General features: G+C 34.6%; 14 protein-coding genes. 5 read left to right on the forward strand and 9 right to left on the reverse strand.

The genetic code is table 11. The features are described from left to right. Positions 1–183: 183 nt before the first annotated feature. The 4 genes from J3D55_RS00360 to J3D55_RS00375 form a co-directional block, all read right to left on the reverse strand. On the reverse strand, positions 184–774 hold the full coding sequence (locus tag J3D55_RS00360) for an RNA polymerase sigma factor (RefSeq protein ID WP_259127174.1): 591 nt from the start codon (positions 772–774) through the stop codon (positions 184–186). 197 nt (positions 775–971) lie between these two features. Beyond that, complete coding sequence (locus tag J3D55_RS00365; protein WP_259127175.1) at positions 972–1,463, reverse strand: hypothetical protein; 492 nt, start codon at positions 1,461–1,463, stop codon at positions 972–974. 83 nt (positions 1,464–1,546) lie between these two features. Beyond that, on the reverse strand, positions 1,547–2,827 hold the full coding sequence (gene metK / locus J3D55_RS00370; protein ID WP_259127178.1) for a methionine adenosyltransferase: 1,281 nt from the start codon (positions 2,825–2,827) through the stop codon (positions 1,547–1,549). 242 nt (positions 2,828–3,069) lie between these two features. Further along, positions 3,070–4,020: a LysR substrate-binding domain-containing protein gene (locus J3D55_RS00375; RefSeq protein WP_259127179.1), complete on the reverse strand. Its 951-nt coding sequence runs from the start codon at positions 4,018–4,020 to the stop codon at positions 3,070–3,072. Positions 4,021–4,153: 133 nt separating this feature from the next. On the opposite strand from J3D55_RS00375, the gene J3D55_RS00380 reads away from it, so the two are divergent. The 5 genes from J3D55_RS00380 to J3D55_RS00400 all read left to right on the forward strand — a co-directional run bounded on the left by J3D55_RS00380 (position 4,154) and on the right by J3D55_RS00400 (position 8,418). Next, on the forward strand, positions 4,154–5,641 hold the full coding sequence (locus J3D55_RS00380; RefSeq protein ID WP_259127181.1) for a catalase: 1,488 nt from the start codon (positions 4,154–4,156) through the stop codon (positions 5,639–5,641). A gap of 105 nt (positions 5,642–5,746) precedes the next feature. Beyond that, entirely contained in the window at positions 5,747–6,514 is a 768-nt protein-coding gene (locus J3D55_RS00385; protein WP_259127184.1) for an enoyl-CoA hydratase/isomerase family protein, read from the forward strand. A gap of 45 nt (positions 6,515–6,559) precedes the next feature. Beyond that, positions 6,560–6,982: a deoxycytidylate deaminase gene (locus J3D55_RS00390; RefSeq protein WP_259127187.1), complete on the forward strand. Its 423-nt coding sequence runs from the start codon at positions 6,560–6,562 to the stop codon at positions 6,980–6,982. A gap of 9 nt (positions 6,983–6,991) precedes the next feature. Continuing rightward, positions 6,992–7,906, forward strand: a complete 915-nt coding sequence (gene xerD / locus J3D55_RS00395) for a site-specific tyrosine recombinase XerD (RefSeq protein WP_259127189.1) — start codon at positions 6,992–6,994, stop codon at positions 7,904–7,906. Beyond that, the gene (locus J3D55_RS00400) at positions 7,903–8,418 is read left to right on the forward strand and encodes an NUDIX hydrolase (protein ID WP_259127191.1); all 516 of its coding nucleotides are present in this window, start codon (positions 7,903–7,905) and stop codon (positions 8,416–8,418) included. The genes xerD and J3D55_RS00400 overlap by 4 nt, the downstream gene beginning before the upstream one ends. 142 nt (positions 8,419–8,560) lie before the next feature. Here the strand turns inward: J3D55_RS00400 and J3D55_RS00405 are convergent, their stop codons facing one another. From J3D55_RS00405 to J3D55_RS00425, 5 genes are all read right to left on the reverse strand, one after another. After that, positions 8,561–9,019, reverse strand: a complete 459-nt coding sequence (locus J3D55_RS00405) for a heme-binding domain-containing protein (protein ID WP_259127193.1) — start codon at positions 9,017–9,019, stop codon at positions 8,561–8,563. Positions 9,020–9,021: 2 nt separating this feature from the next. Then, positions 9,022–10,764, reverse strand: a complete 1,743-nt coding sequence (locus J3D55_RS00410) for an Ig-like domain-containing domain (protein ID WP_259127195.1) — start codon at positions 10,762–10,764, stop codon at positions 9,022–9,024. 25 nt (positions 10,765–10,789) lie between these two features. Then, positions 10,790–12,052, reverse strand: coding sequence for a serine hydrolase domain-containing protein (locus J3D55_RS00415; protein ID WP_259134984.1), 1,263 nt, complete (start codon positions 12,050–12,052; stop codon positions 10,790–10,792). A gap of 362 nt (positions 12,053–12,414) precedes the next feature. Further along, the gene (locus J3D55_RS00420; protein ID WP_259127196.1) at positions 12,415–13,344 is read right to left on the reverse strand and encodes a 2-hydroxyacid dehydrogenase; all 930 of its coding nucleotides are present in this window, start codon (positions 13,342–13,344) and stop codon (positions 12,415–12,417) included. 57 nt (positions 13,345–13,401) lie between these two features. Continuing rightward, on the reverse strand, positions 13,402–13,794 hold the full coding sequence (locus J3D55_RS00425) for a GxxExxY protein (protein WP_259127198.1): 393 nt from the start codon (positions 13,792–13,794) through the stop codon (positions 13,402–13,404). Positions 13,795–13,908 lie beyond the last annotated feature (114 nt).

Consider the following 13,908-nt stretch of genomic DNA (forward strand, 5'->3'; position numbering starts at 1 on the left):
TTAATTTTTAGTAATCGGATAATTCTTGTTCTTGATTTTTACAATCTCAAGACTCTTCGAAAAACTGAGCAAAAACTCAATTGTTTGTTTCTTAGGTTTCAAAGTTTTCACTTTTAAGGAATCATTTTTTCTCATAGGCGGCTAAATGTTTTCCTTAAAACGAGAATTTTCCGAAATTATTATCTATCTCGTTAAGACAATATTTTTTTCTTCCATGATTTTTCTCAGGTTGATCAAAGCATAACGCACTCTTCCCAGTGTAGTATTGATACTCATGTCGGTATGATCTGCGATTTCTTTGAAGCTTAATCCGTCAAAAAATCTTAATTTAATTACTTCCTGCTGGTTTTGGGGCAATAATTGAAGCATTCTTAAAAGATCTTCCTGAATCTGGTTGGTGACCAACTGATCTTCAATATTTTCAGAAGGCTCCCTCAGCAAATCAAAAATAGAATATTCGTCTGTTTCAAAAGTAGTTTCCGAAACTTTAATATTTTTTGATTTTGATCTGAAATGATCGATAATAAGATTATAAGCAATTCTTTTTGCCCAAAGGATGAATTTTCCTTCTTCGTTGTAGCGACCTTCTTTTAGCATCACGATAATCTTCATGAATGTATCCTGAAACACATCGTTTGCTAGATCTTCATCATTAATTTTGTAAAAAATGAATGTAAACAGTTCTCTCTGGTGGCGGTGAATAAGGGTTGATAACGCCTCTTCGTCTCCTTTCTGGTAAAGGGAAATTAGTAAACTATCCGATTTTGATTTCATAACTTCTTCTCAATAAATATTTTCGCTGACAATCTTTTTTCCAGATATTTTATCTGGTTTCAGCTGTAAATACAAAACAATTCTTCAGAGTAAAGTATAATCAATAGGCGGATACAATTTTATATGGTGTAAATATAATAAAATTTTAATAACTGTTAACCTATTATTAATTTTTTAAGAGAAAAATTTAAAAAAAATCAGTTAAACATGTCGTGAATGAATACAGTAGGGATATTTAGTGTAAAATTAACATTCAAACCTTTCAATTCTTTGCCGTTTATTCCGCTATCTCCTATCGGAAAAGCATATCCTCCTGCCAAATCGAGAATCCCAAAGAGCGTAACTCCAATTTTCGGAGCCACATATTTGTTGGTTCCTTCTGCTCCGATCAGGAAATAATAAGAGTGAGTGAAGTCTACATTTTTTTCAAAATTTAACAAAACATCCGCGGAAATTTTTGGCATAATGGCAAATTGCGAATTCGCAGAACCCATCAACGCAGAAGCTCCCAATCGGTAAATAACATCATCATTTTTAAGGAAAAGCAATTTACCACCCAATTCCCCAAAACTCTGGTTTTGATAAGTATATCCTACATTTATCATTTTATGCACCGTGTATTGTGCGTTGGCAAATGTGCTCAGGAAAAACAGGGAAAGTATTGTAATTGCAAATCTAGCGTGCTTCATCTTCTATTTATTTAAATGTAAAATTAAAAAAAACTGCCTTACCGGAAAGATAAAGCAGTTATTTATTGTGTTAAAGAAAAAAATTAAATCCCGAAAGAAGCTTTAATTTCTTCTACTTTGTCTAGTTTTTCCCAAGTAAAGAATTCTAATCCTTTAAGAGTCAACTCGTTCTTGTGACCTTTATTGAAGGTTTTATCAGCTACATAAGGCTCTCTTCCCATGTGTCCGTAAGAAGCGGTATCCTGATAAATTGGGTTTCTCAATTTCAAGTTTTGCTCGATCGCGTAAGGTCTCAAATCGAAAATTGTAGATACTTTTTTAGCAATATCTCCATCATGAAGATCTACTTTTGAAGTTCCGTAGGTGTTGATGTATAAACCACAAGGTTCAGCAACACCAATCGCATAAGAAACCTGTACCAAAACTTCATCTGCAACACCTGCAGCGACTAAGTTTTTAGCGATGTGTCTTGTTGCATACGCAGCACTTCTGTCTACTTTTGAAGGATCTTTCCCGGAGAAAGCACCACCACCGTGAGCTCCTTTTCCACCGTATGTATCTACGATGATTTTTCTTCCTGTAAGACCTGTATCTCCGTGAGGACCACCGATTACGAACTTACCAGTCGGGTTGATGTGATATTTGATCTGATCGTTGAATAACGCTTTAATTTCGTCAGACTGCAAAGCAACCACTCTTGGAATCAAGATATTTTTAATGTCTTCTCTGATTTTGTTAAGCATTTCTTCTTCAGCCGCGAAATCATCGTGCTGAGTTGAAACTACGATAGAATCGATTCTTACCGGTTTGTGATCGTCAGAATATTCAATGGTAACCTGAGATTTTGCATCAGGACGAAGATATTTGATTTCAGAATCTTCTCTTCTGATTGCAGAAAGTTCTTTAAGAATAGTATGTGCCAAATCCAATGCAAGAGGCATATAGTTTGCCGTTTCATTAGTCGCATATCCAAACATCATACCTTGGTCTCCTGCACCTTGCGCGTTTGCTTTAGCTTCGAAAGACTCGTCATTTACAGCTCTGTCTACACCCTGATTGATATCCGGAGATTGCTCGTGAATTGCAGAAATAACTCCACAAGAATCACCATTAAACATATATTCTCCTTTTGTATACCCAATTCCGTTGATTACGTCTCTTGCAATCGTCTGAACATCAAGATAAGCATCAGATTTTACCTCACCTGCCAAAACTACCTGTCCTGTTGTCACAAGAGTTTCACAAGCTACTTTTGAAGTTTTATCGTATGCTAAAAAGTTGTCGATTAATGCATCGGAAATTTGGTCGGCGATTTTATCCGGATGTCCTTCTGAAACTGATTCAGATGTAAATAAATAAGACATATTATTCTATTTGTTTTTTAGATTAAAAAATTCACGAAGAAAAATAAGAATAATTGCCCAGAAATGTCTAAAAAAAGTAATACTGTTTTAGCATTTTTTTATAGAGGTTGCAATCAGGTCAAATTTTTCCTCGTTCGTAAACTTTGGCAAATTTAAGTACTATTTTTTAATACTCAAAATTTTTGCTTACTAATTATAATTTTCTTTAAATTAATGATTTATCAGGCATTAACAATAAAAAACTATTGTGGTTTTATGCTTACGAATTCTTTCGGGTTTTCATGATAATTCAACTTTTTCTCCAATGAAGTTCTGATAGAATGCGATAATTCATCAATAATTTTCTGTTTGAATGTCGGTTTGTAGTAAATAATACTGATTTCTCTGTATGGGAAAGGCTTTTTGAATCTGAAAACATTTTCTTTTTGGATCTCAGAAAGCTGGCTTAATGCCAATTCGGGTAAAATACTGATTCCCCCTACTTTATCTACCATATGCACCAACGTCTGAATATTTGAAGCCAAGAAATCCAAATTCTTAGGTTTCAACGTATTTTCTTTTAAATGACAGATATTTTCAAATTGATTTCTCAGGCAGTTTCCTTCTTCAAGCAACCAAACTTTTTCTACATTAAGATCTTCAGGAACTACGTAAGAATTCTTTTTATTAGCCTCAGTATTAGAACTATAAATCATCAATTCTTCATTAAATAAGAAATCCTGATAAAATTCGTCTGCAGTATCGTAAGGCGTAGAAATAATTCCTGCATCCAGTTCTCCTGCTTTTAAAGCTTTGATAATATTATCGGTTGTCATTTCCTTTACATTCATCTGGATTTTCGGATTATCTTCTAAAAACTTGAAAATCTCAGTAGGCAGAATAAAAGAAGAAACAGTAGGAATAATCCCAAGATTAATGGTACCTCCCAAAATATTATTCAGCAAATTGGCCTTATTTTTCAGCTCATTGACAGATTCTATGATGACTTTTGCCTGATCAATAATCTGCAGTCCTACATCCGTCGTACGGATTGGGTGTGTTGTTCTGTCGAATACTTTTACATCCAGTTCATCCTCAAATTTCTGAATCATTGCACTTAACGTAGGCTGAGTGATGAAGCACGCTTGAGCTGCTTTACCAAAATGTTTGTACTTATCTACAGCGATAAGATACTCCAGTTGCTGAATGTTCATTGTGATTAATATTATCTATTACAAAGATAAAATGTTTTTGCTATTAGTAATTAAAAATTGAAGTAAATTTGATATTTAATACGTCAATACAAATTGGTTTACGAACAAAACCGATTATTCAAATCATAACTCTATGGATTCTAAAAAATTAACATTAAGTAACGGCTCACCCTATTTCGAACATCAGGATTCACAAACAGCAGGTCCTAGAGGTCCGGTTCTTTTACAGGATTTTATTTTGCAGGAAAATCTTGCGCATTTTGTGAGAGAAAGAATTCCCGAGAGAATTGTTCATGCAAAAGGAAGCGGCGCTTACGGAACTTTCACCGTAACACACGATATCAGTCAATATACCAAAGCAAAATTATTTTCAAACGTTGGTAATTCATCCAGAATGTTTGCCCGCTTTTCTACCGTTGGAGGCGAAAAAGGAAGTGCAGATACTGCAAGAGATCCTAGAGGTTTTGCTTTAAAATTTTATACAGAAGACGGAAACTGGGATTTGGTTGGTAACAACACGCCTGTTTTCTTTATTAAAGATGCTAAAAAATTCCCCGACTTTATCCATACTCAAAAAAGAGTTCCGAAAACGAACTTGAAAAGTGCCACCATGATGTGGGATTTCTGGAGCTTAAATCCAGAGTCTTTGCATCAGGTTTTAATTCTAATGTCCGACAGAGGAACACCTCACGGATACAGACATATGAACGGCTTCGGATCTCACACTTTCGCAATGATTAATGATAAAAACGAAAGAACTTGGGTGAAATTTCATTTTAAAACAAAACAAGGCGTTAAGAATTTTTCTAATGATGATGCCGTAAAAATGGCAGGAGAAAATCCGGATTTTGCACAAGAAGATCTTTGTAACGCCATAGAAGAAGGAAACTTCCCGAAATGGACAATGTATATCCAAGTGATGACCGAAGAGCAGGCAAGAGATTTCAGATGGAATCCTTTTGATGTAACGAAAGTTTGGTTTCATGACGATTTCCCTATGATTGAAGTAGGAGAAATGGAATTGAATGAAGTTCCGGTCAATTATTTTGCCCATGTGGAGCAATCTACTTTTTCACCAAGCAACTTAATCAACGGAATTAGCTTTTCACCCGACAAAATGCTTCAGGGAAGATTATTTTCTTATCCGGATGCTCACCGATACAGAGTTGGTGTAAACTCTCATTTATTAGAAGTGAACAGATGTCCTTTTGCCGTTAATAATTATCAGAGAGACGGTTTCATGGCAGATTCAAGCGAATATCAGGACAAACCGAATTATCATCCGAATAGTTTTGATGATATTAAGGCTGATTCTTCGTATAAAAATCATGAATACGAATTAGACAGCGCTCATGTCGCAAGCTACAACAGAAACGAAAACGACGACGATCATTACACTCAGCCGGGATTATTGTATTCAAAAGCAATGAATGCGGAAGAGAGACAAAATCTGGTGAATAATATCATCGGAAGTATGAAAGGAATTACAGGTCCGAAAAAAGACGAAATCATTAATCGCCAATTGTGCCACTTTTTCAGAGCCAATATTGAGCTTGGCATGAAAGTAGCTTCACAACTTAATGTCGTTATTGATGCCAATATGATGAACCATTCCAAATAATTATAGTAAAGAATAATTTTAATCAAAAGGAAAAAAAGTCAATATTTTTTCCTTTTTTTTGCAAAAAATTTATAATTTGCAGGAAATAATATTTTAAAGTGAAAAATGAGTTTCGAAAACATATTATTAAATAAAGAAGATAAGGTATCTATAATTACAATAAATAGACCTGAAAGTTTAAATGCGTTAAATGCTCAAACAATCAGGGAAATAAGTTCTGCTTTGGACGAATTGAATTCGGACACCTCTTGCAGGGTAATTATCCTTACGGGAAGTGGCGAAAAATCTTTCGTTGCGGGAGCTGATATAAAAGAATTCAGTGATTTTGGACAGGAAAAAGCAGAAGAGCTTGCCAGAAACGGACAAAATACGTTATTCAACAAAATAGAAAATATGACCAAACCTGTAATTGCAGCCGTGAACGGTTTTGCTCTAGGAGGTGGTCTGGAGCTTGCAATGGCATGCCACATCAGATACGCATCGGAAAATGCGAGATTGGGACTTCCGGAAGTAACTTTAGGGTTAATTCCCGGTTATGGAGGAACTCAAAGGCTTCCGAAGCTTGTAGGAAAAGGTATTGCCAACGAAATTATATTCTCTGCCAAAATGGTTCCTGCTAAGAGAGCAAAAGAAATCGGCTTGGTAAATGAAGTGTACCCTATTGAAGAATTATTAACCAAAACAAAAGAATTAGCAAACGTTATTGCCCACAATTCACCGATGGCAATTTCTAAGGCGATTCATGCTGTAAACTTATCGGACACGGAAAAAGGTTTTGAAACTGAAATTAAATATTTCGGAGAGCTTTTTGACTTAGATGATAAAAAGGAAGGAGTTTCTGCGTTTTTAGAAAAAAGAAAACCGAATTTCTAACCTGACCTTAATACAAATTATTTCGAAAAAAAACAATGCTGCCGTATGAATAAGTTTGACAAAGCTTATCTAAAAATGGCTCAGGAATGGGCAAAACTATCCTACTGTAAACGAAAGCAAGTAGGAGCTCTTATCGTAAAAGATAGGATGATTATTTCAGATGGTTATAATGGTACTCCTTCGGGGTTTGAAAACTGTTGTGAGGACAATGAAGGCAAAACACACTGGTATGTGCTGCATGCGGAAGCCAATGCTATTTTAAAACTGGCAGCTTCCTCGCAATCTGCAAAAGGCGGAACGTTGTATTTAACGCTCTCTCCGTGCAAAGATTGCAGCAAGCTCATTCTCCAGGCGGGAATTGCAAGATTGGTCTACATTAATGAATATTCAGACGATGACGGGATATCGTTTTTAAGAAACCATAATATTGAAATAGAGCAAATTTCGGACTGTGAACTAAAAAAATAACACAACAACATGACTTGGGATGAAAAAATTAAGGATTTTGAAATATTTCTTCGCTTCGAAAGAAATTTTTCAGACAACACGCTCGACGCCTATATTCGAGACATTAAAAAACTAAGAGAATACGCAGTAGTAGATCTGGAAAACGTCGGACCAGACATCATAGGCTACGAAAACCTGCAAGAATACATCTTCAATCTTTCCAAACAAAAATTCAGTGAGAGATCTCAAGCGAGATGGATATCTTCGATTAAAGCATTCTTCAAATTCTTACTGGAGGATGAATATCGTGAAGATAATCCGGCTTCTCTGCTTGAAGGTCCGAAATTGGGTCTCTATTTACCCGATACATTAAGCCTGGTTGATATCAACAAAATCATCAGTGCCATCGAGATCAATTCTGATTTAGGAAAGAGAAATCAATGTATCATTGAAGTATTGTACGGATGCGGACTTCGCGTTTCGGAACTTATCGAACTTAAAATTTCGAATATTAATATCAAAGAACAGTACATCAAAGTAAACGGAAAGGGAAATAAAACCCGTTTCGTTCCTTTGGCTGATTATACCTCAGAATTACTGCAGGAATACATTAAGGAGACTCGTTCTAAGAATAAAATTAATAAAAAGTACGAAGACACCCTTTTCTTAAATAGCAGAGGAACATCGATGTCCAGAGTCATCGTATTCTTAATCATAAAAGAATTAACAGATAAAGCCGGTGTAAGCAAGAAAATCTCTCCTCACACATTCAGACATTCTTTTGCGACGCATTTGTTGCAAAATGGTGCAGATCTTCGTTATATTCAGGAAATGCTTGGTCATTCGAGCATTACCACAACGGAAATCTATACCCATCTGAAAACGGAGGAACTTCGAGATGTTATCTTGAATTATCACCCGAGAAATATTAATATTGTTCAATGAAAATATTGAAATATTGCCCAAGCTGTGGCAAAGAATCTTTACAATGGGACGGTGAAAAAAAATGGAGCTGCCCCAACTGTAATTTCACATTATACAACAACGTTGCAGGAGCTGTAGCCGTAGTGATAAGACATAATGATGAAATTTACCTTACAAGAAGAAACAGAGATCCGAAAAAAGGAAAACTCGATCTTGCCGGAGGATTTGTAGATCCAAAGGAAAGCGCGGAAGAAACGTGCAAAAGAGAGCTTTTTGAGGAATTGCAGCTTGATGTTGATATTTCAAATTTAAAATACTTAACAAGCCTTCCGAATGTATATCAATACAAAGAGATTGATTATAATACGATTGATCTTTTTTATGAATACAATGTTTCGGAAAAATTCAAAGTAAATCTTGAATTGTCTGAAATTTCAGAAGCAGTCTGGATTCCGTTAAAAGAACTGGATCTTGAAGACCTTGCTTTTGATTCTCAGAAAAAGTTTTTTGAAAAGTATTTAAAGAATATTTAATTTCTGACTAAAAATATTTTTCCCACAGATCTTACAGATTTTCACTGATGGTTGCGCATATTCTTTCTTTTTTAGAAGAATTTAAAACATAAACATCTGTTAAAATCTGCGAGATTTGTGGGAATTTTTTATTTAATCTAAATTAATACGTTTTCGATTTCAGCATTTCCTCAAAGTATTTTGTCAGCAATGTTCTTTCTGCATCGGATAAATTAGCTTCTTTATGATAAGCTATATATCCCGGCAACGGCATCAATTTCCCATGAACTGTTTCAATTACCTGACTAAGCATACTTTCTTTCAATTCTTTGTTGTAAGAATCCCAAATCGAAAAATTCAGGTGTTCTCTGCCTTCATTGACGTGGCTTTTTATCGACCATGAAATCGGTGCAATATAAGCGTATTTCGGATAAACCGTTTCATTGGAATGGCAATCGTAGCAAGCTCCTTTTATCAATCCTCTGATTTTTTCAGGAGTTTTTTTAGCATCCACAAAATTCACTTTGTGATCTATCGGTTGATTTACTTTATCCGTTGGAATAAACTGAATTAGAGCAAAACCAACTAAGCTCCAGAAAAGTATTTTTTTAAACGTTTTCATTTTTATCTCGTGGGTGATAACAAAGCGTTATCAGTCTTTAAATCCGGTTTCTTAGGATCTTTTTTCGGAATATCAGTATTTGTTTTTGGAATACTTAATTTTGAAACATCCAATACTCTGGTATTTTTCAAATCCCAGTTTTCAATGCCGTCCCAAAGCGGTCTCACAACCGCTGTTTTATAATAAATATAAGAATCTTCTGCAAAAACACCATTTAGGAAATCGGCTTCGTCCCAGAATTTATTTTCATTATTATCAACCAAAATTCTCACGATATATTCGCCGGGTTTCAGAATATCAAATTTAACTTCACTGCCTTTCGTATATTTTTGGAATAAAACTTTATCGGAAGCATCTAATAATTGAAGCCAATAGCTTGAAGTCGGTGCATTTTCTAAGATAAATTTCAAACTTCCGAAGTTTTCAATTTTATCAACTTCAAAATCAAAACGTTTAGACTGTGTATTTTTAGCATAAAAAGATGAAACCGTTTCTTTCGGAACTGTCAACTGATATTTTTTCCCGGAAACAAAATCTGCATTTACCTGAATCTGATAAGGATTTGTCTCTGAAATTTTTGCCGTAAAAGGAATCGTATTGATAGAATCTCCTCCTACTTTGAAAACCCATTTATCGGTATTAATTTTATCTAAATAATAATTCGAGCTGATCTTAAAGTCCGACTGTGGAGCCAACATACCGCCTCCATTATCGCTGTTGATATCCATCGTGCCTTTCGTATTGTACTTGTAAAACAGCGATGCATTATAAAGAGTATCTTTTTTGACATCTGCATTATAACCAAACTTCAAATTTTCGGTTGTATTTTGTCCGATCTCGCTTTTTACGGCATCAAACCAGATTCTTACCGTATCAGATTTCGGAGCGTGGGTAACTTTATAATCCTTAAGCTTTTCACTTAAAGGCTGAACTTTCACATTATTGGGTCTTCCTTCAAAAGCCATGACAATTCCACCTGCGGTTTCCTTCATTTCAAGATATTTCACTGCTTTTTTAGAAGGATATAATTTTAAGTTTAATCCAGAAACAGATTTCTCAACATCTACAGGATCTTTCTGGAAACCAACCTTTTCTTTACCCGCATCATACATTGAATTTCCGTTTTCATCTTCAAAAGCGATGATTTTATATTTTCCGGGAGCCAGATAATTCAATTCATAATATCCGTCGTCATCAACTTTTGTGATATAATAAGGTTTTTGCTTATAATTGATCGTATCTTTTACCTGATAAAGACCAACGACAAATTTATTTTCTCCGGCTTTTTTAGTGGATAAAGCGTCTTTAATTTCTCCACTCACGTAGAGATCATCCAGCTTTTCACCGGTAGAAAATGCAAAATTGTAATATCTTAAAATATTCGATTCATTATTATCCGCAATCGCATTTCCGAAGTTGAAATTGTACGTCGTATTTGCCTGCAAAGTATCTGTCCATTGAATCAGAACAAATTTATTCGCAATAGTAGAAGGAATAATACGCTTGATATTTTTAATCGGAGGAGAAATACTTAAATTCTTATTGATGTCTTTTAATGTCACATATTCATCAAAATCAAGACGCAATTCTTTAATATCTCTTGGAACATTAATTTTGGTCGTATCAATATTTGAACTTAAAAATTTCGGAGCTAAGGTATCTTTTGATCCACCAACAGGCGAACCCACTCTTGCACAGGACTGCAACAGAAAACCGACGGCAAATAATAGAAGAAGTCTTTTCATGAACATGTTTACGCAAAAATAAACATTATTCTCCATAAACTTCACTATGTCCGTTCAATGTATCTTTATCATCGCTCATAATGCTGTGAAGTTTGTCTTTCTGAGGCGGAAAATCCTCGAATAATCCGGATAAAGCCAATGCTGTATATACTCGGTTTGAATATTTATTTCCGATCGCAATAATCGTCACTTTTGATTTTAACAAATGGGCAAAAACAGAGTTTGTTCCGTGCCACCAACCGTTGTGATAGGTTAATTTTTCACCGTTATCAAAAATTTTCATTCTAAAACCGAAACCATAATTATTCATTCCGAATTTTTCGTTGCTGTAAGGCGTGAAAACCATTTCCATAACATCCGGTCTTAAAAAGTTCTTCGAAAACATCGCTTTTGAAAAATTATACAGATCTCTTGGCGTTGTATATACGTTTTTGTCTCCGTAAATTAAATCTAATCGATCTAAAGGATACAATTTGTTTCCACCATAATAAAATGATTGAGAAGCGGTCGGAATATCTTTTTCCTGAAAAATGTACGTATTTTTCATTTTTAAAGGATCAAAAACCATTTCTTTCATCGCTTGTGGAAAAGGTACTTTGGTTACTTTTTCGATCAGTAAAGCCAACATTGCAAAATTCGTGTTGCAATACATGAAACCTGTGTCTGTATCTCTTGCCAAATCAGGTTTGTATTTAATAATCATATTTAAAATATCCTGATTGCTAATAAAAGTCTTTGAAAGTTCCGCCGGAGCAGGCTGAATTTTTGTAATGAAATATTCGTATTTCGGAAGTCCGCTTCTTTGGGACAATAATGTTTTAACGGTGACATTAGGATAAGGAAATCCTGGGAAAAACTGTGTTAAATGATCCGTTAATTTGATCTTTCCTGCTTCTACCAATTTAAGCATTGCCATTGCCGTCAATGTTTTTGAAACCGAAGCTACGTGAAGCGGTGTATTTTTATCTATCGCTTTTTGATTGTCCTCTCTCGCGACACCCCTGTAATTTTCGTAAATAATATCGTCTCCTTTTGCGACCAAAATCCCACCACTCAGATCGCTTCCTTCCCAAACTCTTTTGTAATATTGGTCGATATAACGCACCAATGATGCTTTATCAGGAATCTGACTGTCCCCTTTCGTGAAAACATTGCTCAGGTCTACATTTCCGTAATTCGGAAGATTGGTCGTATTTTCAACGACGTTTTCTTGAGTTTCAGATTTTTTTTTGCAGGAAAAAAGGAATAAAAAGGCAGATAAAATAAGTACAAAATTACGCATCCTCATGAGTTTCAAAATGACCGGCAATTTAATAAAACTCAAAATAAATAGTAAATATTGAGGCTGAATTATGAATTATTTAACATAAAAAATGAAAATGATGAATAAGCTAAATTGGATACTTCGACAGTTTCAGCATAATATTCCTACTACTAATTCCTCTATTTTAACAGAATATTTCTAACGTTGTCAAGTTGAACCTGTCGGAACATTCTATACTTGGTGTCGTTAAACTAATATAGATTTTGAATATTTGATTGAAGTTTTTAAAATCATATGAAATTTAAAATGTTGATTTTCAAATTTATTCAAACCTAACAGGTTTTAAAAACCTGTTAGGTTTAATTTAACGATACCCTATATTTTAATTAAGCAAACCCCGTCACAATCTTATCTACAATCACCTGCGCCAGCTTTTCCTTGCTTTGAACCGTCCAACCTGCAATATGCGGCGTAACGATTACTTTTTCAGAATCTAAAAGATATTTTAGATCTTCATTTTCCATTTCTAGATTTTCGAAAGAGGATTTTTCATATTCCAATACATCAAGACAGGCTCCTTTTACTTTTCCGGCTTTCAGGGCTTCAACCAGACTTTTCGTTTCTATGTTTTTTCCTCTTGCGGTATTCACGAAATAGAAGTCGTTTTTCATATCAGAAATGAAGGGTCCGTCGATCAGATAATACGATTCTTCCGTCAAAGGAATGTGTAAACTTAATACTTCAGCTTTTTCTTTCAACTCTTGTAAAGAAACCTGAGTTGCATATTCATCAGAAAGATCAGGCAAGATATCATGGAAAATCACTTTACAGCCAAAACCCGAAAGTCTTTTTGCCGTTGCTTTTCCCATGTTTCCGTAACCGATTAAGCCTACCGTTTTTCCGAGTAATTCGTCGCCTCTGTTTTCTTCGCGAAGCCAGATTCCATTTTTCACTTCCTGAGATGCGATGAAAAGTCGGTTCATTAAAATTAATAACATTCCGACAACATGTTCTGCAACAGAATCTCTGTTTCCTTCCGGAGAATTGATGAGCTGAATTCCTAATTTTTCAGCAACCGGAATATCAATATTTTCCATTCCCGCTCCTACTCTTGCAATGAATTTCAGATTTTTCCCTTTCTCCAAAAAGTTTTTATCCAAAGGAATTCTGCTTCGGATAATAATCCCTTCATAGTTTTCAATCTTGTTGCAAACCTCATCATACGAAGATGTGAAATCTTCTTCCAGAATAAAGTTCTTTGCTAAAAGCTGTTCGGTAATTAATGGGTGATTTTTATCTAAAAGAAGGATTTTCATTTTATTTTTTTAACACAAATGACACTAATATTTTCACGAATAACACGAATGTACACGTTATAAATTTCCATTTATTACTCTTTTTACACCATTCTTAAAGTGAAGAGTATTGAAATTGATTAACATTCCTAATTTACAGTTACCTAAACGAAGGTAAGTTAAAATCTGAGCCAGATGAATATCGTTCAAAGATTCTACAGATTTAATCTCTACAATAAATTTATTTTCAATTATTAAGTCCAACCGATAACCTAAATCCAGCTTTAATTCGTCATAAATCAAAGGCATCGGTTTTTGCTTTTCCACAAGAAGATGATGTTTTTTAAGCTCATAAAACATACATTCTTCATAGGCACTTTCTAATAATCCGGGTCCTAAATTGCGATGAACCAAATATCCTGATTCATACACGATTTTCGATATATCATTCTCTGAAATATCTGTTTTCATATTTTTTCATCATTTTTTAAGTGTTTTTTATTTTTTAAACACAAGCAATTTTAATATTCTCACTCATAACGCGTTACATTATTTGTGAAAATCTGTGCAAAAAATTTGTGCTTA

The sequence above is a fragment of the Chryseobacterium ginsenosidimutans genome, from assembly GCF_024807225.1.
GTDB classification, from domain to species: domain Bacteria; phylum Bacteroidota; class Bacteroidia; order Flavobacteriales; family Weeksellaceae; genus Chryseobacterium; species Chryseobacterium ginsenosidimutans.